The following is a 20,561-nucleotide window of genomic DNA, read 5'->3' on the forward strand; positions in this document are numbered from 1 at the left end:
GAGAGGGACCGAACCGACCGCACGGCCGAGTCGCCCTGTGCGGCGGTCGGGGATCGGCGGATCGACCAGATACGCTTCGCCCTGAACACGGCCATCCGCGGGAAGGGGCCCGTGCTGGAGCATGTCCTCGCCTGCCTGCTGGCCCGGGGCCACCTGCTGCTGGAAGATCTCCCGGGGCTGGGGAAGACGACGCTGGCCCGGGCCCTGGCTGCGTCGATCGGAGGGAAGTTCGCCAGGGTCCAGTGCACGCCGGACCTGCTGCCGGGAGACATCACGGGCTTCCGCGTCTACGACCAGCACACCCGCGAATTCGAGTTCCTCGCCGGGCCGGTCTTCTCCGACGTCCTGCTCGCCGACGAGATCAACCGCACCTCCCCGCGGACGCAGAGCGCGTTGCTCGAGGCGATGGCGGAGCGCCAGGTGACGGTCGACGGCATCCGCCACGTCCTCTCCGAATCGTTCCTCGTGATCGCCACCCAGAACCCCGTGGATCAGCATGGGACCTTCCCGTTGCCGGAGGCCCAGCTCGACCGGTTCGCGATCAAGCTGCGGATCGGCTACCCGGGCCGCCAGGACGAGATGACGATGCTGGCCGAGGATGTCGGCCGGGCCGCCCGGGACGACCATCACCATCCCGCCGTGATGAGTCCCGGCGACCTCCGCGAGCTCCAGGCCCGAGCGGCGAGGGTCGCCGTCGGCCCCCCGGTCCGGGAATACCTGGTCAACCTGGCTCATGCCACGCGATCGCATCGGCAGGTGACGCTGGGAGTCAGCCCCCGCGGCCTCCTCACCTGGCAGCGACTGGCGCAGGCGAGGGCGTTCCTGGGCGGCCGGAATTACGTCACGCCGGATGACGTCCTCGACGTGGCCGAGCCCGTGCTCCTGGCCCGCCTCGGCGTCGAACCCGACCTCGCCCCCCGGCTGATCGAGGAGTTGATCACCTCCGTGCCGGCGCCCGTGTATCCCGGGCACGGCCCCGCCTGAGGGCATCGACCTCGGGGCCGAACGACGAAACCTCGCCTTCTCCGGAGCAAATGACAGATGCTATCCCAGGCGGAAACAATCGGCTTCGGATTCCTCCTGAGCCTCCTTCGCGTCTCTCTCCATGCCTCGCCCTACCTCCTGATCGGCTTCCTGACGGCCGGGGCGCTGCGGACGCTGGCCGGGTCGGACCGATGGCGAGCGCTGTTCGAGGGCGGCCGCTGGCCCGCACCGCTGAAGGCCTGGTTGGCCGCGATGCTCCTGCCGGTCTGCTCGCTGGGAGTCCTGCCCATCCTCCGCGAGCTGAGGCGGGCGGGCGTGACCACGCCGGCGATCCTGACCTTCGCGATCGCGGCGCCGACGCTCAATCCACTGTCCCTGTCCTACGGGGCGTCCTACCTGGGCCCTCGGGTGCTCGCGATCCTCATGCTCGGTACGTTCGTCGTCTCCGCCGGGGCCGGCATCGCGCTGGGCTACTTCTCCCCCGAGGATCGCGGGCGGGGCGAGGCCGCCGCGGACGGCGAGGAATCCGCGGCGCCCGCCCCCGGGTCGAGCCGAATCGCCGCAGCGGTCGCGAATGCGGCGGCCGCGGCCTCCGGGCCGGCGCTCGGCGACATCGCCGCGGGGATCCTGGGCGCGGGGTTCGTCGCGGCGATCGTGTCTCCGAGCTTCCTCTCCTCGGCCACCTTCGCGGGCGACCGGATGGCGATCCCGGCGATGGCCCTGGCGGCCCCCCTGTCCTACCTCACGCCGGAGCAGGGGATGGTGATCGTCCCGGAGATGATCAAGTTCCGACAATCGGCCGGCGCGATGGTCGTGCTCATGATCCTGGGGGTGGGGATGTCCCTCGGGCACGTGACCTGGATCCGCCGGGAATACGGCCGACGGATCGCCGGCACCTGGCTTTTGCTCGTCGCCATCCCGACGCTGGGCTTCGCCGCCATCGCCGATCGCTTGTTGCCCCCGGTCGGCACGGCGAACGAGGACAACGACCACTTCGACCTGCTGTCGAACCCGTTCTCCGGGCATCATGGCCCGAGCGACCTCGCCAGGGCGGCCCGACGAATCGTCTCGCGGGCCGGCGCGGCGAATGTGGCGGCCGCCGGCCTCCTGATCCTGCTGTCCGGCGTGGGCTTCGCCATGAGGAATCCGCCCCTTCGAGAACGCCTGAAATCGATCGGGGGACCAAGCCGGACCGGGCGCGTCGAGGACGCGCCGGCCCTCTGGAATCGACCCCTGCCGGCCTGGCTCGCCCCCGCGACGATGCTCGCAGGAGTCCCGGCGATCGTGGCTGCGGGATTCCTCGCCTACTTTCCCTCTCCGGCCGACGCCTTCCGCGACATGGCGATCATCAAGGCGGATTTCTACGGCGAGCTCGGGAGCCCGAGCCCCGATGCCTCGCTCTACCACCTGGACCTGTGGGATCGCCAGGCGGGCCGGCTCGAGGTCGGCGCCTGGATTCGCCTGACCTCGCCCGGACCCGAAGCGTCGCGGCGGGTCCGGGAGTTGAAGGAGGGGCTGGGCTCGCTCCGGTCCGATCTCGAGCAGGGACGATCCGATCTCGCCCGGCGTCGTTTCCCCGAGATCCAGGATCGCCTCGAACGTTGCAGGATTGCATTTCAGGTCCGTTGACCGCACGCGCAATCCGAAGAAAATCGTCGAAAACGATCCGTACCGCTTGAATCGGAACTGCGGTGTCGATACCGTTTCTCCGACCTACATGCTCCTTCTTGCAACCGCCTCGCGATCACGCGCGTGCCCTTGCAGAAGGAGTCTCCTCGCCCCCGATTTCCCCTCGGGGGCTCCGATCGTCCTTCGAGCCGCACCCAAAGGAAAACACCGCGATGACGTACGGAGATCCCCGGGGGGACCGCTCCCCCCGCGGCGTCTGGGCGATTGCGCTCCTGGCTTGCCTGATGGTAGCGGCCCAGAGCAGCGCCCCCGCGGCCGACGACTCGGCGGGGCCCCGTCGGGACGGCCGGAAGGGGGTGGGCGGCTCGACGACGACGTACACGAAGGACATCCTGCCGATCCTCCAGAAGAGCTGCATGCACTGCCATCGCTCGAACCAGGTCGGTCCCTTCCCGCTCGAGACGTACGAACAGGCGAAGAAGCGGGCCGACGACATCGCCTCGGTGGCCGGCGATCGATCCATGCCGCCGTGGCAGCCGGCGAGCGGCAAGGGGCCGCGGCTCAAGCATGACCCGTCGCTGACGGCGGCGGAGCTCTCCCGATTCGAGTCCTGGGCGATGGCAGGGGCCCCGCGGGGCGACGAGAAGGACGCCCCCCCGCCGGTCAAGTACGCCGAGGGTTGGGCGCTCGGGACCCCGGACATGATCCTCGAGATGACCGAGCCGTTCGAGGTCCCCGCCTCGGGGCCGGACCTCTACCGATGCTTCGTGATCCCGACGAACCTGCGTCGGGACCTCGCCATCTCCGCGGTCGAGTACCAGCCCGGCAACCGGCGGGTGGTCCACCACGTGATGGCCTTCCTGGACACGACCGGCGCGGGGCGAGATAAGGACGCGAGCGACCCCGGGCCGGGCTACACCTCCTATTCCAGCGCCGGCGTCCCGGTGGAGGGGGACCTCGGCGGCTGGGCCGCGGGGAACTCCGTGCACCACCTCCCCGACGGCATCGGCCGCCCCGTCCCGGCCTACTCCGACGTCCTGCTCCAGGTCCACTATCACCCGACCGGCAAGCGCGAGACCGACCGGACCCGGCTGGGCCTGCACTTCTGCAAGAAGCCGGTCCGCCAGATGCTCCACTGGGCCAACGCCACCAACGACCGTTTCAAGCTCCCCGCCGGCCAGGCGGACGTGGAGGTGAAGGCCACCTGGAACGTCCCGGTGGACGTCGAGGCCCTGGGCGTGACGCCCCACATGCACCAGCTCGGCCGCTCCTTCCGGATGTTCGCCGTCTTCCCGGGGGGGCGGACCGAGGACCTCCTGCACATCGATGCCTGGGATCCGAACTGGCAGAACACGTATTACTTCGACAAGCCGATCACGCTGCCGAAGGGGGCGATCGTGAAGCTCGTCGCCCATTACGACAACTCCGCCCACCCGAGGAACCCGCACAGCCCGCCGAAGGCCGTGGGCTGGGGGCCATCGGTCGGGGACGAGATGTGCGTCGGGTACATCGGTGTGGTCAAGAAGGGGCAGGACCTGACCCGGCCGGGCGAGCAGGACGACCTCTTCGAGATCCTCACGAAGCAGTACATGCGGAAGACCATCCGCGACCAGTCGGCCCGCGCGGGACGGTGAGCGGCAGATTCGCTCGCCCCTAGCCCAGGATTATTGCTTCACGGCCCGGTCCACGATCATGGCGCGAAGTCGGAAGATCTGAGCCCGATCCGTCGCCGGGGGATCGAGTTTCAGCGCTGTGTCGATGTCGCGCAACGCCCCGACGGTCGCCCCTCGGCCCCAACGGATGGAGGCGCGACTCGCATAGGCCGACCAGGATTTGGGATTCAGCGTGATCGCCCGATTGGAGTCCGCGAGGGCAAGATCTTCCTGGCCTCGAGCCATGTAGGCATTCGCACGGAGAATGTAGGCGAGTGATGACGACGGATCGAGTTCGATCGCACGGTTCACATCCCGCAGAATGACGCCCTCGCCGGCATCACCGGCCTGCTGGTGCGCGAATGCTCGTTGTACGTAGGCATCGGCGAGCCGGGGGTTCAGGCGAACGGCCTCGTCGAGGTCCGCAATCGCCTGTGCATATTTGCCCATCTTCCGATTGGCTGTCCCACGGATGCACAGCGCAATGGAGTCGCGCGGGTTCGCCCTGACTGCGCGGTCCGCCAGGTCCGATGCCCCCTTGAGGTCCCCTTTCGTTCCCAGCGCCGCAGCCTCCTGGACAAGACGAGAGGGCCGGGGAGTCCGTGAGTCTCGCTCCCAGAGCGGATAGGTTGCTCCGAGCACGACGAGAAGCAGTAACGCCCTCAAGGAGTGCAGATTCATCGCTGAACCTCTCGATTGCGGAATTCCAGGCCCACAGCGCCTGTCCCGAGATGCACCGGCGATGGGGAAATGCTGGTCAGCATCTTCGCCGGTTCGACCCTCGCCGAACGATAGAATGCACCGCCCCGCGCTTCGGCCGTCGACATCTCGCCGTGAGAATCATAGGTCAGATTCGAGAACCTGATCCCAGCGACATCGATGCTCATCCCGCCAGGCGGGAACTAACGATCGAGCCATCTCAAAGTCCGTCGACCCGAGGGCATAACCCCCGATAAGATGGTGACCCACCGACGCCCCGTACGGCCCACCTAACCCGCGCGGCGGCATCAGAACGATCGACCATGAGGCTACTCCAGTAACAGCCAGCAGGACCCCACCCATGCAGACCGAGGAACGCGACAGGACGACGAGCACGAGCGGGATGGACGTGTCGCGACGTGGGTTCGTCGTCACGACCCTGGCGACTGGCTTCGCGGCCGCGACGCAGCCGGTCTCGGCCCAGACCATCGCCACCGACGCGAAGGGCCTGACCGCCGGCGAGGTGAAGATCCCGGTCCGGGACGGCGAGATCCCGGCGTATCGCGCCTGCCCCGCAGAAGGGGGACCTTTCCCGACCGTCCTGGTCGTCCAGGAGATCTTCGGCGTCCACGAGCACATCAAGGACATCTGCCGCCGGTTCGCCAAGCTCGGCTACTTCGCCGTCGCCCCCGAGCTCTACGCCCGCCAGGGGGACGTGTCGAAGTTCACGGACTTCCGCGACATCATCGGCAAGGTCGTCTCGAAGGTCCCCGACGAGCAGGTCATGTCCGACCTGGACGCGGCCGTCTCGTTCGCGAAGGCGTCGGGCAAGGCGGACACGGCGAAGCTCGGCATCACCGGCTTCTGTTGGGGCGGCCGGATCGTCTGGCTCTACGCCGCCCACAACCCCGACCTGAAGGCGGGCGTCGCCTGGTACGGGCGCCTCGTCGACAGGGCCGACGACCTCCACCCGAAGAGCCCGATCGACGTGGTCGCGAAGATCGGGGCCCCGATCCTGGGCCTCTACGGCGAGGACGACGGGGGCATCCCCGTTAGCTCGGTCGAGGCCATGCGCGAGGCGCTGAAGCGGGAGAAGAAGACCGCCGAGATCGTCCTCTATCCTAAGACGCCGCACGCCTTCTTCGCCGACTACCGCCCGAGCTACCGCAAGGAGCAGGCCGAGGACGGCTGGAAGCGGCTCCTCGCCTGGTTCAAGGCCAACGGCGTGGCCTGACCGGGGGCACCCCGCTTGAAACCGCCGCGGCGACACCTATCCTGATGGAGGGCGGTACGTCCTCGCGCCGGTCGTTCCCGGCGCGAGGCTCCCACCTCGGCGTCACGAGACGGAGCCCCTCGCATGGTGTTCGATCCGCTCTACATCCTGATGATGCTGCCGGGGATGCTGATCGCCGGCTGGGCCCAGTCGAAGATCGCCTCGGCCTACCGGGAGGGCTCTCGCTATCGAGCCTCCTCGGGCGCGACGGGCGCCCAGGCCGCGGCGGCGATCATGCAGGCCGAGGGGGTCCGGGACGTCCCCATCGAGCCCGTGGCCGGCCAGCTCACCGACCATTACGATCCCGCGAAGAAGGTCCTCCGGCTCTCCGAGACGAACTACGGCTACAACACCCTGGCCGCCGTCGGCGTCGCGGCCCACGAGGCCGGCCACGCCTTGCAGGACGCCCATCACTACCCGCTGATGACGGTCCGCAACCTGATCGTCCCGCTCGCCAGCATCGGGCCGAATCTCTCGTTCGTCGCCCTCATCGTGGGCATGATGGCGCATTCGATGCTGTTCATCTGGGCCGGGATCATCCTCTTCTCGACCACCGTCCTCTTCCAGCTCGTGAACCTGCCCGTCGAGTTCGACGCCAGCCGGCGCGCCCGGCGTGAGCTCCAGAGGACGGGCCTCATCTCCCCGGAGGAAGACCAGGTCGTCGGCAAGGTGCTCAACGCCGCCGCCATGACGTATGTGGCCGCCACGCTCACGAGCATCTTCCAGCTCCTCTACTTCGTCCTCCGCGCCATGGGCTCGTCCTCCTCGAACCGGCGGGATGACGACTACGTCTGAGCGGGTCCCGTGGCTATCGCAGCTCCTTGCGAATCACGAGCTTGAGCCCCGACCAGATGTCGGTGACCGCGCAGACCTTGACATCCACGAACCCGAGCGGGAGGCAGACCTCCCGGATGATGTCCTCGGTGATGTCGGTGGGGACCCTGGAAGCCTTCTTGGGCCAGGACACCCAGACCATGGCGTCCGGTCGGATCGCCGGACGGAGCGCAGCCAGTTCCTCCTCGAGGACCGACCGCTCGGTGGCGAAGAGGTGGACCAGGTCGGTCGTCCTCTCGACCTTCGTGCCGAAGACGACGTCGGCCGGGAGTGGAGCGAGCCATTCCTCATAACCGTCCGGGGCGTGCCGGGTCGCGACCCGGGAGCCGGCCGCGATGCCGAGCTTCCGCGCGAGCGGGGTGCCCGAGTAGCCCGCGGGTTTCGTCACCGAATCGATCTCCGCGTTCCGGAGGAATCGCGCCGGCGAGCCGCGCCGCCGGCCGCGGTGTCAGGGGATCCTCGGCTTCTCTCCGTCCATCTCGACCAGGCCCATCGTGTTGCCCGCGGGATCCCGGAAAAGCCCGAGGACCACGACGCCGGGGACCTCGAACCGGGGGGCGTCGATCGTGCCGCCCCGGGCCACCACCTCGGCGAGCGACGCGGCGACATCGGGCACGCCGATGTAGATCCGTTTGTCCATCGGATCCTTCCGGAATGCCCCGGACAGGGGCCCGGTGACCTCCACCTTGAGTTGCCCGAAGGGGTCGAGCTGCCAGCCGAAGACGGCCGAATAGAAGTCCCGCAACGCGCCGTCATCCGGCCCGGCGATGTCGAAAAACACGATCGGGGACGCCATCCACGACTCCTCCTTTTCGCCACCACTGTCGGCAGGGCGCCCTGCCGTGGTCCGCATGATCATGATAACAAGATCGCGAACACATCGCCTAACGCGTCCCGATCGGCGGGAAATGGAGCCTCGGGTGGCCGGGGGCGATGACGACGGTGAGCAGGATCACCATCGGGATCGCCGCGAGGATGGGAAGAAGGACCGCCACGGGGAAATGCCACCAGCGTACGATGCGCCGGCCCGGCGTCTCGGGGTAAGCACAGGCCGGCAGGTAGACCATCAGGCCATAGACAAGGAGCCACTGGGCCAACGCCAGCGGATTCAACCCGGAGAACATCGCCTCGTTGAGGAACCCCGTCAGCCCGAACAGGAGGAACACCTGGAACGGGCGGAACGCGTACCGCGAGAGCAGCCACGCCCAGGCCGCGAACTGAGGGATGAAGACCACGACGCTGTGCAAGGCCACGACGTCCAGGTAATCGGCCGAGGCCGTGATGTAAACCTCCCCGATCCGACACCCGAACAAGGGTGCACAATTGGTCATGGCCGTCGTGACGACCTCCTCCAGGAGCGCGAGCCCCGTCGCGAGGAGGACGAATTTCAGGCCATCCGGCAGCGGCAGGCGGCCGACGACCGAACGGGCTCGGTCCCGCCCGAAGAGACTGAACAGGCCCGCCAGGCCGATCCAGAAGATGTCCAGACCCCAGAGCATCCCGGCCAGCGCCCTCACCAGGCGGTCATTCGCCCCGGCGAGCTGAAGCGCGATGGAAAGCAGCAACTGCCAGATCACCAGGGTTGCGACGAACGCCCGCTTGATCCGGCCCCGGCCAGCCCCATCCATCGTGCCTCCACGCCGGTTGCCTCGGCCACGGTCGCTCGAAACGACTTTCTCGTGGGTCCCGTTCAAAGAGTCGGAGGCTCCTCGATCGAATCGACGACATGGCCGCCACGAACCACGGCGTAACCGACTCTAAGGTCACCGACCGGCTCGTACTCTTCCACGGACTCGAAGCGCAAGGGCCATCCATAATCGAAAACCTGATCGAGCCCAGTCGTCTCCTCGGGTGGTGGATCGGCCTCGATCAGCGTCTCCACGGCGAAGTAACGCCAGATCTCATCACCGGGCATCCTGCGATCGAGCATGGACCACCAGGCGCGGAGCCAGAGCTCGGGGACGTCGAGATCCACGAGTTCCGCCTCAACCGCTTCGACCGTGGTCTCAATGCAGAGCCAATCCGAAGGGATCGGCATGAGACGGCCCCTCCAGTTACATCGTCCTTCACCTCGATCGCTCACCCGCGCAGCTCGATCAACGCCCGGAGGAACAGGAGCGCCAGGAGGATGGTGTACGCGATGCAGAGAAAAGCCCCCGCCAGGGCGAGCCGTCGCGGCCATCCCGACGTCGCTCGGGTCTTCGAGACCGCCCCGATCGCGACCAGAGGAGAGAACGGCAGGAGCCAGAAACAGGCGATGCTGAGGACGGCCAGCAGTCTCGCGGTTCGTCCCGGGGCCTGGGTCGCAGCCGGCGTCATCATCGCGAAAGCTCCTCCGCGTGCGAGTTCCGCATCCGCCCGATCACTGGCAGCATGATCACTCGTATGACATTTGTCAACAACCTGCCTGAATCTCGGTATCGGGGCATGCAGCCATTTCGGCGGTTCGTTGGGCTGGCCGCGGGGCGCGTGGTCGGCTAAACTCATGGGTCTCGTCGCCGGGCCAGGTGCACCGGCCGTGTCTTCATTGGTTTCGACTGAACTCCCCGAGGTGTCTCGTGGCTCTCCGTCCCCGCAAGAACAAGTCCCGCCAGGCGAAGTTCCATCGCTGCCCGCGCTGTGGCGGCCAGGTCCGCAAGCGTGCCTTCCGCTGCAAGAAGTGCTCCGAATCGCAGCGCTGAGGCCGAGACGGCCGACTTCCGTCCCCCGGAACCCTTGATGGAGCCTCGATGAGCAGACTGAGGGGCCTTTCGGCGTGCGCCTTCGGCGCGGTGATCCTGCTGGGGCATGGCTCGGGGTCGCCGGTCCTGGGGCAGGAGCCCGGCCCAGGCCCGAAGGAGTCGGAAGTCCCCGCCGCGGTGAAGTCGATCACCGGCAAGGAGATCGGCGGCCACCTGAGGTTCCTCGCCTCGGACCTGATGCGGGGGAGGGACACGGCCTCTCCCGAATCGAAGCTGGCCGGGCAGTACCTCGCCTCACACCTGTTCGCGGCCGGGGCCGAGCCGCTCGGCGAGCGGGAGAACGGCAAGCCGAGTTACTTCCAGACGATCCCCCTCGAGTCCGTCACGGCGCTGGAGCAGGGGACCTCGCTGACCCTGACCCTCGAGGCGAACGGGGCCCGGCAGGTCGTCCCCTGCAAGCTCGGGAGCGAGTTCTTCTTCTACCCTCGCGGGCTGATGGCCGGTGAGATCGACGCCCCGGTGGTCTTCGCCGGATACGGCCGCTCGCAGTCCGACCCGAAAGTCGACGATTACGCGGGGATCGATAGCCGCGGCAAGTTTGTGCTCGTGTTCGATGGCCAGCCCGACGCGACGGCCGCGCCCCAGGGCCCGAGGCCGGCCTTCAACCCGTTTGCCAAGCTCGCCGCCGCTCGCGCACACGGGGCGATCGGCGTCCTCATCATCCCACCCCCCGGCCGCGGATGGCCGGCCGACGCCCGGGCGCTGGACGCCCGCGCCATGGGCTTCGAACGGCCCGTCATGGGACTGGCCTCCTCCTCGGCCGAGATCCCGGCGATCGGCCTGGCGGATTCAGTCCGAGACGTCCTGGCCGCCCGTCTGTCGCTGGCCGCCGACAGCAAGCCCATTCCGGTGCTCGACCTCCGTGCCCACTTCACCTTCGCCGCCCGCAAGGAGCCGAAATCCGATCGCAACGTGATCGGCTACTTCCCCGGCTCGGATCCGGAGAAGAAGAAGGAAATCGTCGTCTTCAGCGCGCATTACGACCACGTGGGGGTGAACGACAAGGGGGAGATCTTCAACGGCTCCGACGACAACGCCTCGGGCACGAGCACCCTGCTCGAGATTGCCGAGGCGTTCGGTCAGGCGCCCCGGGCGGCCCGGAGCGTGGCGTTCCTGTGGGTCTCCGGCGAGGAGAAGGGCCTCCTCGGCAGCCAGTGGTTCGCCGGGCACATGACGCTTCCGGAGGGCTACAAGGTCGTCGCCGACATCAACCTGGACATGGTCAGCCGCAACGATCCCCACAAGATCGGCGTGACGCCGTCGCCGGACCACGACGAGTACAACGCCCTCGTCCCCGCGGCCGTCCGCTCCTGCAAGGCGGAGGATCTCGAGGTCGTCTATGACTCCGACGAGTATTTCCACCGGACCGACAGCGCCAGCTTCGCCCACAAGGGCGTGCCGGTGATCTTCTTCTTCGCCGGCATCCACGAGGACTATCACCGGCCGACCGACGACGTCGAGAAGGCCGATTTCGAGAAGTCCGCCCGCGTCGCCCGCGCGGCCTTTCGCCTGGGTTGGACGTTCGCGACGTCCGATCAGCCACCGGCGAAGATCAAACCGGACGGAAAAGCCCGGTAGGCCACGGCTCACCCGGTCGCCGGACGGCGCCGGCTTCTAAAGGATGATAGCCCGCCCGTCCCGAAGTCTTCTCCGTGCCTCCGTGGTCCGTCCTCCCGGCCTCACAGGTTATCGTCGGGTCGGAAGGTGGGGAGCTCGGCGGAGTCGGCCAGGGAGATGTCGATCGGGTTCCTCAGCCCGCGAGGTTCATTGCAGAGGATTCCGCGACGGCTGGCGCAGCTCAGGCAGAGCTTCTCCTCGCCCTGATGGAGGTAGATCTCTCCGTCCTGCAGGCGATGGTAGAAATCCTGCCCCGGGGCCTGGGAATGGCAGAACTCGCGGTGGCTGCCGCGCTTGATGCTGGTCCGCCAGCCGGGCTCAAAGACATACAGGTGTGAGACGCCCTCCACGGTGCCGGTCCGGCTGCCGAGTGACCTCTTGGGCGAGGCCTCGGCCTGAGAATTCGAACTCATTGCGGCTGCATCTCCTGGGCGGGAATCGGAGCCGGGCGGGGAGGCTCCCGGGGATCTCGGTCGCGATCAGGACTCGTCGAAGCCGGTCCTTGCCCTGGGAGCGAACAGGCGGCATCCGTGCAGGGGACGTCCCGGGTGCGTGCGCCGGCGATCCGATTATAGACCCTGCGACCGATCCATGCGACCCCCGGAATCCAGGCCGCCACGGCGAGCGGCCAGGCCAGCGGCAGTCGGCCCCCGATGGCCCGCATCGCGTCGAATCCGCCGTACACCTTCCCGGAGGCCGCGACCGCGTGCATCGAGGCCATGCAGGCCGCCTTCGTCAGCGACGGGTGGACCGAGGCCGGCTCGACGGCGTTGAGGTCGATCGGCTCCAGGACGTGGTCCGGATCCGCCGCGGTCAGCGCGGCCATCGTGGCCCGGCACCGCGGGCACTGGCCGTCGAAGAGGACCCGCAGCGCCGGCTGCGACCCGGACCGGCCGGCGACCAGGCTCCTCAACCACGGCCCGGAGGCGAACGCGAGATTGGCGCCGATCATCGCCAGCCCGAACTCGGCCAGGCCCGGCGCGACGTAGCCGATTCCCAGGTGGAGCGCCACGGCCCCGGCGAGAAAGAGCGGCCGAAGGATGCCGACCCAGATCAGCGCCGGGTAGAGGATCTCGAAGGCGATGCTGGCGTGCGTCAGGAAGTTGATGAGGAGCGGCCATTCGGCCAGGCCGGAGAAGTCCCGGGTGACGAACTCGCCGGCCATCATGGTCCCCCAGAGCGCCGTCCCGTTCCACCACGACGGCCCCTGGAGCTTCGCCAGCCCGGCCATCAGGTAGATGAACGCCAGGTGGAGCTGGATCAGACGGAGCGCCAGGCCGGCCGAGACCGTCGGCACCGGCACCGCCGGGATTCGCGGCGAGACGAGCCGGCCGACGCCCGCGACGAACGCCCGCGACGCCGCCACGCCCCGGGCGTCTCGCCATCTCCTCAGAAATCGGTCCAGGGACAGGGCCTGCCCGCTGGCCCCGGTGATCATCAGGTAGAAGAGCAAGGTGGAGATCACCTGGTCGAAGCCGAAGAGCGCGATCGGCACCCGCCGCACGGTCGAGACGTAGATGATCCAGCCGACGACCGCGGCGATCCGGCTGAATAAGCCGGCGGCGAGGAGCCCGAAGACCGCGAGGCAACCGAGCCAGGCTGGCCGCAGCAGCGAATCCGGGACCAGGAACCAGAACGACCAGGCCCACGGCTGCCGCTCGAGCTGGTTCTGGCGGATCAGGGCGGGGTCGGCCCAGCCGCTCGATCCGAAGTGGTCGTGCAGGTCCAGCCCCAGGACGAAGAGGCTCCAGAGCGCCAGGCTCGCCGTGACGATCCGGACCAGGCCCAGGGGCGTCGGGTCGGCCGGCCGGAAGAAGAAGGCGTCCCAGCCTTGGCGGACGGACCGGACCAGCTCGCGGAGGTACGCCAACGGCTCGCTCACGATCGATCGCACTCGTAGTCTCCCACCCACTCGGGCGACGTGAAGAGGTCCTCGTCGAAGAGATCGAAGCCGGCGTTCCCGGGTGCGGCGAGCGCCCGCCGGACGTGGTCCGGGCTCGGGATGAGATGCTGCTGGACGTGCAGGGTCACGCTCCGGCTCCCGGGGAAGGCGGCGCCGAGGTGCCGTGCATAGGCCCGGCCCATCCGGCTCCGGCTCGGTTCCAGGCCCGCCCGCTTCGCCTCCTGGACGTCGGCGAACAGCGCATTGGCCAGGGCGAGCTGCCGCTGGTGTCGCATCCTGGGGCCGCCCAGCGACCGATCCGGAAGCCGGACCGTCACGTCCGGTCGACCGTCGTCGAACCGGACGACCGCCGTCGCGACCGGCGTCGGCGGCGGCTCCGCGTAATACCGATACGCGTACCCCTGATCGACCAGGTCGTGATAGGCCGTGAAGGCGTCCGCGACCCGGCGCTCCAGGGGTGAGGAGGGCGGCACCCCGATGGCCCCGGCGACCACCGCGGCGACGTGGTAGAGGATTGCCAGGCTCACCACGACCTTCGCCCACCTCGGCCAGGTGGGGGAGACGACGGCTTCCGAGCCCGAACCCCCGGCCACGGGACCTGCCTCCGGGCTCGTCCCCCTCGATTCGGCGGCGGGCGTCCGACCAGGCTCCACCACCGCGGGGATCGCGAGCTCATCCGCCCGCGGCTGCCCTCGTTTCCTCGGCGATCTCGATCCCATCGGCGCCTCGCGATCCTCAATCACCCTGCCGTTAGCCCGGAGACCGCATCGAGCATAACCCGGCCGGCCGATCCGGGCGAGGAAACCCGCAGCCTCTGCGTCGTCCGACCAAGATGACCCGCACAATCATTTTATCCAGCCTGTGTCTCCTCACCATTCTGACGAGTCATGTTGCACGGCCGGGAGTCCGGACTTAGAATTTGACCGTTCTGAGCAAAGATTGCGGACCAGGGCAGATCGCAGGGACAGAGGGCGTGCGCAAGCTCTGCGGGGCGAGCGATGCCCGGTATTGGCCGGCCATTTCCGAATTCGCAACGGGTTCAGGTGCCGGTTTGGTCGTGCGGCTGCGCGACCCGTTGATCACGCACCCGGAGAAAAGACATGCAAGGGACGATCGTGATGCTGATGGCGCTCAGCGGGCTGGGCTGTCATCACAAGTCGTGTGACGTGACATTTACCCCGTCGTGCTACAGCGGCGGCTGCTACGGCTCGGACTACTCGACCGTGGTCGAGCCTTCGTGCTACAGCGGCTGCTACGCGGCCAGCTACAGCAGTTGCTACAGCGGCTGCTACGGCGAGGCCTACGATAGCTGCTACGGCGGCAGCTACGACAGTTGCTACAGCGGACGGAAGCGCTGCGGGCTGTTCGGCGGCCTCTTTAGCTGCTTCGGGCGGAAGAGCTATGGCGGCGGTGGCGGATGCGGCCTCTTCGGCCGGCATCACAAGTCCTACAGCGACTGCGACTCGTGCTTCCCGGCCAGCTACGACAGTTGCTATTCGGGCTGCTACAGCGGCTCGTACGCGGGCGTGTACGGCGACTACTCGCCGGCCGTCTTCGGCTCGAGCATGCCGATCTATGAGACGCCGATGAGCTCGGGCCAGGGCATGACGACCCCGGCACCGGCCTCGGCCCCCGCCGCCCCGGCCGCGGACAAGCCGACCGCGAAGCCGGCCAAGCCCGAGGAGACCTCGGCCCCGGTCCCGCCGCTCCCCGGTACGACCACCCCGCCGGCCCCGCCGGTCCCGGGTGCGACCACCCCGCCCGCGCCCGGCGTCCCCACCCCGCCGGTGCCGTCAATCCCGACCACCCCCGCGGTCCCCGGTACCCCCAAGCCGGCCGTCTGAGCCTCGTCGCGGGCTCGGCAGAGATTTGCTCCCCCCGGCCGATCCGAACGGGGATCGGCCGGGGGCCGAGAAAAGCGGAGGCGGGCCCAAACCCGCCCTCGCCAAAGCCGCTGGGGGCAGGGCCCTGCCCCGGGCGGTTTTTGTTGCGCGCGGCAATCGCCTTCCCCTGATTTCTCCGGTTGCTTATCCTGAATTGTCGACCGGCCGCCGCGATTGATCGAGCGGCCGTCGCGCGGGAGCACATGGGCTCGGGTCCGGGCGACGTCCCCACGCCGGGGCGGAAGCACGCGATCCCCGGGCCGGCCCGGACCGGAGGCCGATCAGGCGATGCACGAGACTTCCTCGATCGAGACGCCATCATTGCCCGCCGACGGGCCGGGGAGCCCGCCCGCATCGATCCCCGACGTCGAGGGCGACGAACGACGGCGGGAATGGCTCATCGAGACCCTGGGCGAGGCCTACTGCCGCAAGCTGGGCGTCTATCGACTCCCGGCGGGCTTCGTCCTCTCCGTCGTCATCCCCGCCTACAACGAGCGGAAGACGATCCACGAGATCCTCCGCCGCGTCCGGGCGGTCCCCATCCCCAAGCAGATCATCGTCGTGGACGACTGCTCGAAGGACGGCACCCGCGAGATCCTCCGCGAGATGGCCGAGACCGACGGCGACCTGACCGTCGTCTGTCACGAGGTGAATCGCGGCAAGGGCGCGGCGCTCCGGACCGGGTTCCAGCACGCAACCGGCGACGTCGTCATCGTCCAGGATGCCGACCTCGAGTACGAGCCCGAGCAGTATCCCGAGCTCCTCCAGCCCATCATCGAGGGCAAGGCCGACGTCGTCTTCGGATCGCGGTTCATCGGCGAGACCCACCGCGTGCTCTACTTCTGGCACTCGGTCGCCAACCGCGGCCTCACCTTGCTCTCGAACATGTTCACGAACCTGAATCTCACCGACATGGAAGTCTGCTACAAGCTCTTCCGCCGCGAGATCATCCAGGGGATCGTGCTCAAGAGCGACCGGTTCGGCTTCGAGCCCGAGGTCACCGCCAAGGTGGCCCGGCACGAGATCAAGGACGAGGCCGGCCATTCCCGGCTCTGCCGGATCTACGAGATCCCGGTCTCGTACCACGGCCGGACCTACCGCGAAGGGAAGAAGATCGGCATCAAGGACGGATTCCAGGCGCTCTACTGCATCGTCCGCTACGCCCTCGCCGATTGACCCGGCGGCCGGCGGCCACCATCGCCAAAGGGGGACGCCATGCGGCGACCGGATCGACATCGCGCCCGCGATTCCAGGCCCATCCGGGCGATCGCGACGGTGGGCCTGATCGCCGCGATCGCCATCGCAGGGGAGGCGTCCGCCCAGGAGCGGCCCGCGGGCCAGCCTGCGGCCAGGGCCAGGGCCGACCGCCCCGGCTTCTACAAGGGCCGGCGGATCGCCGACGTCATGTCGTGGGAGGGCGTGGACTGGCTCTTCCGCGAGACCCGCGTGGAGGAGGAACAGCCCGAGGCGATGCTCGATGCGCTCAAGATCCGGCCCGGCGACACGGTGGCGGACGTCGGCGCCGGGGCCGGGTACCACAGCATTCGCCTGGCACGCCGCGTGGGCGAGAAGGGGACCGTGCTGGCCACCGACGTCCAGCCCGAGATGATCACCATGCTCGAGCGGAACGCCCGCCAGGCGGGGCTGGCCAACATCAAGCCGCTGCTCTGCACCCAGCGGAACACGAAGCTCCCCGACGGCAAGGTGGACCTGATCCTGATGGTGGACGTCTACCACGAGGCGACCGACCCGGAGACCCTGCTGAAGGGACTCTTCAAGGCCCTCCGACCCGGCGGCCGACTCGTCCTGGTCGAGTTCCGAGGCGAGGACCCGGAGGTCCCCATCAAGCCCGAGCACAAGATGACCCTCAAGCAGGCCCGCCGCGAGGTCGAGCCCCAGGGCTTCCGATTCGTCGACTCGCACGAGTTCCTCCCCTGGCAGCACGTCATCGTCTTCGAGAAGCCCGAGGACAAGCCGGGGACCGCAAGCCCGAACAACAACACGCAGAAGGCCGGGGCGCCGATCGCGACGCCGGGCCGATGACCTTACCCTCGGAGGATCCGAAACCATGCCGGGCACGATCATCGCGAGCTATTGCCGATGGCTCGAGTACGAGGATGCTGTCCATCGCACGACCCTGGCCTCGTTCGAGACGGTCCCGGTCGACCGACGGGACTCGGCCGAATACCGGCGGGCCGTGACGATCCAGGCCCATGTCGTCATCGCCCGCGGCATGTGGCTCCCTCGTCTCGGCGTGATCCCGAGCCCTCCCTTCAGCGTCGCCTCGTTCTTCCCGGAGGACGCCGAGCTCCCTCAAGTCGCGGCCAACTGGGAGACGGTGTACGCCCTCTGGAGCGACTACCTCTCCGGCCTCGACGACCCGGCGCTCGATCGCACGTTCGAGTACCAGAGCCTGGACGGCAAGCGGTTCCGCAACAGCCTCCGTGACGTCCTCGACCAGTTGTACGGCCACTCCTGCTACCATCGCGGCCAGATCGCCATGCTGATCCGCGCCGCCGGCGGCAAGCCCGCGATCACGGACTTCATCTACTGGTGCCGCGAGGTTCTGCCCGACGCGGAGGGGTGAATCGCGTGGGAATCCTCAGATCGATCCCGGACGTCGAGGCCTGGCTGGACGCGGATGCGAACGAGTGGACCTCGCTCGATGATCGCGAATACAAGGCCGTCGTCCGCCGCTGGTCCGACGTGTTCCTGCCCCGCCTGGAAGCGGGATCGCAATTACTATGGGGCGAGAAGGCCATCCTGGACGTGGAATCTCGACTGCCTGCCGCGGTCGTGATCCTCAGTGGCACGCGGATCAGATCGCTGGCCAATCTGGGCGGCTGCGGGGCAGCCGTCTATCGGGCTGCAGGGCTCCGACAAATCGATCGCGATCTCGCGAATGCCAGGGAGTTGATCCTCACGTCCGAGGACCTGACATGGTGCTGCGTCTTCACTCACGAGGCGGGCGCTTTCTCGTCAGAGTGCCTGATCAAAAATGTCAACTTAAATTGAAACGTCAGGGCCCGCCGATCCCCCCGTCAATCGAGCACCTCGCGGGTCCAGGTGAAGATCCGCCAGTGGATTCCGAAGGCGAACGCCGCGAGCGTCCCGATGGCGAACCACGCCATCCAGAGGTCGAGCTCGACCAGGGCCGACGGCAGGACGGCGACCCAGGCGACCGGGTAGGCGATGAGGGCGACGGCCCGGTCGGACCATCGCCGCCGGAACTGGGCCATCGTCGCCGTCAGGGAGAGCACCGTGAACACGCCGGACACCGCGAGCGCCTGGAGGATCGCGGGGATCGTCAACCCGGGCGGGACCGGCAGGCCGACGATCGCGAATCCGGGGACGAGCTGATCCAGCCAGGGCAACACCAGGGGCGGAACGATCGCCAGGAATGCGGCCCCGGCCAGCCAGGAGAACACCGAGGACATCCAGGGAAACCCTTCCGCGTGCCAGCTCCGGCCGGTCGCTTCCCGCGTTCCCGCCCGCGGGCTTTCGGTCCCCGAATCCACCATGAGAAGGCTCCCCGCGCCGGGCCACCTGCGCCACGTGCTCGACCCACACCATGATAACTGTCCGAGGCCCGCCCCGTCATCAGAGCCCGTCCCAGGGTTGAACATGAGGCGGCAGCTCCGCGACAATGCAGAGCGGCCCGGATGTCCGTCCTCCCTCATCGTCAACCTAGAGCGCTTCACGTTCGGATCAACCACGGGCAAGGAGCGACCGCGCCAGCCGTGGCCACCCCAGGCCGATGCGACGAGCGAGCCCCGTGGGAGCCGGCTCCGTCCGGCGACCGGGTGAGCCTTGGCTATCCCCCAGGCTGATGCCACAGGCAAACCCTGTGGAAGCCGGCTCCCAGTCCGCATGTCAGGCGACACTAATTTTGCCCCCCCGGGACCTGTACTGACCCCCACCTCTGGGAAGACATCGAAGGCCAGGAAGACATCGGACATCGAAGTCATCGAAGAGACATCGAAGGCCAGGAGACATCGAAGGGGACATCGAAGGCCAGGCACCCAGACATCCTCCCCTTGAACAATCCGCGTACCTAAGCGGCCGGCCTCGGTTTTCTTCGACGTCGTGAATGGAGGGACACGGCGTAGTCGCTGAAGGCGTCCTCGACGGCCCTCTGCAACTCCACCTTCGTCTCGTAGGATCGCACCGGCATCCCGTGGTGCTTGATCTGTCGGAAGATCGCCTCGATCCGGTTCAGCTCGGGGGCGTAAGCCGGCAGATAGTAGAGATACAATCCCGAGCGGGCCAGGGACGGCCGTGCCCGCCGGACCACGTCGCTGGTGTGGAAGCTAGCGTTGTCCAGGACCACTACCCGAGGCACCCGCGCCGGCGGCAGGGCGCGGAGGAATGCCAGCAGGTCGTACGAGTCCCACGTCCGTCCGGCCGTGAACGCCTCCAGGCGCGGGGGCCCGTACAGTCGATAGGCGGCCAGGGCGTTGATACGCCGGCCCTGAGGCGCCTCGTGGGGCACGAGCTTGCGGGCCCCGGGCAGGGACCAGGAGTAGGAGCTCGGCAATGTCGGCGAGAAGCCGCACTCGTCGAGGTAATAGAGCCTCAGGCGGCCGGCGGCCGCTTTTTTTTCAAGTTGTCGAGCACGTGCCGGGCCCGGGCGACCTTCGCCGGGTCCTGCTTGTGCCGCAGCGAATCGGCCGTGCGGCGCCAGCCGGCCCCCATGCCGCCGAGGTAGCGACGGACCTGCCGCGGGCTCAAGTCCACGCCCCGCTCGGAGAGGGCCGCGGCGAGCTGGCGGCTGGTCCAGGTGCGGGCCTCGCCGAGGCATTCGCGGAGCAGGCCCTCGACCGCCTCGCGGCGGCCGTGGTCCGGCGGCGGGCCGGTCCGCTTGGGATGGAGTGAGGGGACTCCCCTGGCCTGGAAATCCTTCAGGACGCCGCGTACGGTCGCGGTGCAGTAACCCGTGTGGGATGCGATCCGGGCCGGCGCCCAGGCGACCGAGGACAGCAGGACCATCTCCAGGCGGTCGCGGACGCGGGGCGGCAGATCGGTGCGGCGCAGCGACTTGAGCTCGCCGCGAGTGGCTTCGTCGAGATGTACGAGGATCATACATCATTATACGGACGACCACCGGTGAAGACAAACCTTGGCCAGGTGCTTAGAGCGATTATCTCAGCTCGACGCACGGATCAATCGTGACAGTGGGGTGCTTGGTCCGCCTACAATGTGGGGGGAGCGAAAAAAGTAACGAATCTGACTCGAGGAGGATAATGATGGACAGAGCTAATTTCTCCAAGATAGTCTCACTTTACGAGTCCGGGTTGGTCACGGCGCCGGAATTCGCCGATTCTCTGCTTCGTCGCATGACAAACT

At 68.1% G+C, this 20,561-nt stretch carries 24 protein-coding genes; 12 read left to right on the forward strand and 12 right to left on the reverse strand.

Annotation, left to right across the window (positions count from 1 at the left end; all coding sequences use genetic code 11):
- The first annotated feature begins 60 nt into the window (after positions 1 to 60).
- The 3 genes from G6O54_RS02925 to G6O54_RS02935 all read left to right on the forward strand — a co-directional run bounded on the left by G6O54_RS02925 (position 61) and on the right by G6O54_RS02935 (position 4,247).
- The gene (locus G6O54_RS02925) at positions 61 to 984 is read left to right on the forward strand and encodes an AAA family ATPase (RefSeq protein WP_369432122.1); all 924 of its coding nucleotides are present in this window, start codon (positions 61 to 63) and stop codon (positions 982 to 984) included.
- 57 nt (positions 985 to 1,041) lie between these two features.
- A complete protein-coding gene (locus G6O54_RS02930; protein WP_165219983.1) occupies positions 1,042 to 2,613 on the forward strand; it encodes a permease in 1,572 nt (523 codons plus the stop codon).
- 212 nt (positions 2,614 to 2,825) lie between these two features.
- Complete coding sequence (locus G6O54_RS02935; protein WP_165219985.1) at positions 2,826 to 4,247, forward strand: monooxygenase; 1,422 nt, start codon at positions 2,826 to 2,828, stop codon at positions 4,245 to 4,247.
- A 30-nt stretch (positions 4,248 to 4,277) separates the two neighbouring features.
- On the opposite strand, the gene G6O54_RS02940 is transcribed toward G6O54_RS02935, so the two are convergent.
- Positions 4,278 to 4,946 carry a tetratricopeptide repeat protein gene (locus G6O54_RS02940; RefSeq protein ID WP_165219987.1) on the reverse strand — a complete coding sequence of 223 codons (669 nt, stop codon included), beginning with the start codon at positions 4,944 to 4,946 and terminating at the stop codon, positions 4,278 to 4,280.
- Positions 4,947 to 5,325: 379 nt separating this feature from the next.
- On the opposite strand from G6O54_RS02940, the gene G6O54_RS02945 reads away from it, so the two are divergent.
- Positions 5,326 to 6,198 (forward strand): dienelactone hydrolase family protein, encoded by an 873-nt coding sequence (locus G6O54_RS02945; RefSeq protein WP_165219989.1) that lies wholly within the window; start codon positions 5,326 to 5,328, stop codon positions 6,196 to 6,198.
- A 123-nt stretch (positions 6,199 to 6,321) separates the two neighbouring features.
- Positions 6,322 to 7,032, forward strand: coding sequence for a zinc metallopeptidase (locus tag G6O54_RS02950; protein WP_165219991.1), 711 nt, complete (start codon positions 6,322 to 6,324; stop codon positions 7,030 to 7,032).
- A 13-nt stretch (positions 7,033 to 7,045) separates the two neighbouring features.
- On the opposite strand, the gene G6O54_RS02955 is transcribed toward G6O54_RS02950, so the two are convergent.
- The 5 genes from G6O54_RS02955 to G6O54_RS02975 form a co-directional block, all read right to left on the reverse strand.
- Positions 7,046 to 7,459, reverse strand: a complete 414-nt coding sequence (locus G6O54_RS02955; RefSeq protein ID WP_205678655.1) for a Rossmann-fold NAD(P)-binding domain-containing protein — start codon at positions 7,457 to 7,459, stop codon at positions 7,046 to 7,048.
- A 60-nt stretch (positions 7,460 to 7,519) separates the two neighbouring features.
- Positions 7,520 to 7,867, reverse strand: coding sequence for a VOC family protein (locus G6O54_RS02960; RefSeq protein WP_165219993.1), 348 nt, complete (start codon positions 7,865 to 7,867; stop codon positions 7,520 to 7,522).
- Positions 7,868 to 7,955: 88 nt separating this feature from the next.
- Entirely contained in the window at positions 7,956 to 8,699 is a 744-nt protein-coding gene (locus G6O54_RS02965; protein ID WP_165219994.1) for a hypothetical protein, read from the reverse strand.
- Positions 8,700 to 8,761: 62 nt separating this feature from the next.
- Positions 8,762 to 9,109: a hypothetical protein gene (locus tag G6O54_RS02970; RefSeq protein WP_165219995.1), complete on the reverse strand. Its 348-nt coding sequence runs from the start codon at positions 9,107 to 9,109 to the stop codon at positions 8,762 to 8,764.
- Between the two features lie 41 nt (positions 9,110 to 9,150).
- Positions 9,151 to 9,393, reverse strand: coding sequence for a hypothetical protein (locus G6O54_RS02975; protein ID WP_165219996.1), 243 nt, complete (start codon positions 9,391 to 9,393; stop codon positions 9,151 to 9,153).
- Between the two features lie 236 nt (positions 9,394 to 9,629).
- Here G6O54_RS02975 and G6O54_RS38330 point away from each other — a divergent pair, with 236 nt between their 5' ends.
- Positions 9,630 to 9,752, forward strand: a complete 123-nt coding sequence (locus G6O54_RS38330; RefSeq protein ID WP_256368968.1) for a hypothetical protein — start codon at positions 9,630 to 9,632, stop codon at positions 9,750 to 9,752.
- 48 nt (positions 9,753 to 9,800) lie between these two features.
- Complete coding sequence (locus tag G6O54_RS02980) at positions 9,801 to 11,390, forward strand: M20/M25/M40 family metallo-hydrolase (RefSeq protein ID WP_165219997.1); 1,590 nt, start codon at positions 9,801 to 9,803, stop codon at positions 11,388 to 11,390.
- Between the two features lie 101 nt (positions 11,391 to 11,491).
- Here the strand turns inward: G6O54_RS02980 and G6O54_RS02985 are convergent, their stop codons facing one another.
- From G6O54_RS02985 to G6O54_RS02995, 3 genes are read right to left on the reverse strand one after another with little or no spacing between them, the layout of a single operon-like run.
- Positions 11,492 to 11,842: a hypothetical protein gene (locus tag G6O54_RS02985; protein WP_165219998.1), complete on the reverse strand. Its 351-nt coding sequence runs from the start codon at positions 11,840 to 11,842 to the stop codon at positions 11,492 to 11,494.
- Entirely contained in the window at positions 11,839 to 13,311 is a 1,473-nt protein-coding gene (locus G6O54_RS02990) for a DCC1-like thiol-disulfide oxidoreductase family protein (RefSeq protein ID WP_250846691.1), read from the reverse strand. The genes G6O54_RS02985 and G6O54_RS02990 overlap by 4 nt, the downstream gene beginning before the upstream one ends.
- Positions 13,308 to 13,925, reverse strand: coding sequence for a hypothetical protein (locus tag G6O54_RS02995; protein ID WP_165220000.1), 618 nt, complete (start codon positions 13,923 to 13,925; stop codon positions 13,308 to 13,310). The genes G6O54_RS02990 and G6O54_RS02995 overlap by 4 nt, the downstream gene beginning before the upstream one ends.
- A 507-nt stretch (positions 13,926 to 14,432) precedes the next feature.
- On the opposite strand from G6O54_RS02995, the gene G6O54_RS03000 reads away from it, so the two are divergent.
- The 5 genes from G6O54_RS03000 (at position 14,433) to G6O54_RS03020 (ending at position 18,230) form a co-directional block, all read left to right on the forward strand.
- Positions 14,433 to 15,176: a hypothetical protein gene (locus tag G6O54_RS03000; RefSeq protein WP_165220001.1), complete on the forward strand. Its 744-nt coding sequence runs from the start codon at positions 14,433 to 14,435 to the stop codon at positions 15,174 to 15,176.
- Between the two features lie 327 nt (positions 15,177 to 15,503).
- Positions 15,504 to 16,391: a glycosyltransferase family 2 protein gene (locus G6O54_RS03005; RefSeq protein ID WP_165220003.1), complete on the forward strand. Its 888-nt coding sequence runs from the start codon at positions 15,504 to 15,506 to the stop codon at positions 16,389 to 16,391.
- Positions 16,392 to 16,430: 39 nt separating this feature from the next.
- Positions 16,431 to 17,258, forward strand: coding sequence for a class I SAM-dependent methyltransferase (locus tag G6O54_RS03010; RefSeq protein WP_165220005.1), 828 nt, complete (start codon positions 16,431 to 16,433; stop codon positions 17,256 to 17,258).
- 25 nt (positions 17,259 to 17,283) lie between these two features.
- Complete coding sequence (locus G6O54_RS03015; RefSeq protein ID WP_165220007.1) at positions 17,284 to 17,802, forward strand: DinB family protein; 519 nt, start codon at positions 17,284 to 17,286, stop codon at positions 17,800 to 17,802.
- 5 nt (positions 17,803 to 17,807) lie between these two features.
- On the forward strand, positions 17,808 to 18,230 hold the full coding sequence (locus G6O54_RS03020; protein WP_165220009.1) for a hypothetical protein: 423 nt from the start codon (positions 17,808 to 17,810) through the stop codon (positions 18,228 to 18,230).
- Between the two features lie 26 nt (positions 18,231 to 18,256).
- Here the strand turns inward: G6O54_RS03020 and G6O54_RS03025 are convergent, their stop codons facing one another.
- The 3 genes from G6O54_RS03025 to G6O54_RS03035 all read right to left on the reverse strand — a co-directional run bounded on the left by G6O54_RS03025 (position 18,257) and on the right by G6O54_RS03035 (position 20,297).
- The gene (locus G6O54_RS03025) at positions 18,257 to 18,736 is read right to left on the reverse strand and encodes a hypothetical protein (RefSeq protein WP_165220011.1); all 480 of its coding nucleotides are present in this window, start codon (positions 18,734 to 18,736) and stop codon (positions 18,257 to 18,259) included.
- A gap of 533 nt (positions 18,737 to 19,269) precedes the next feature.
- On the reverse strand, positions 19,270 to 19,752 hold the full coding sequence (locus G6O54_RS03030; protein WP_250846692.1) for a transposase: 483 nt from the start codon (positions 19,750 to 19,752) through the stop codon (positions 19,270 to 19,272).
- Positions 19,753 to 19,790: 38 nt separating this feature from the next.
- Positions 19,791 to 20,297: a helix-turn-helix domain-containing protein gene (locus G6O54_RS03035; RefSeq protein WP_165220013.1), complete on the reverse strand. Its 507-nt coding sequence runs from the start codon at positions 20,295 to 20,297 to the stop codon at positions 19,791 to 19,793.
- Positions 20,298 to 20,561 lie beyond the last annotated feature (264 nt).

The sequence above is a fragment of the Aquisphaera insulae genome (assembly GCF_011064615.1).
GTDB lineage: Bacteria > Planctomycetota > Planctomycetia > Isosphaerales > Isosphaeraceae > Aquisphaera > Aquisphaera insulae.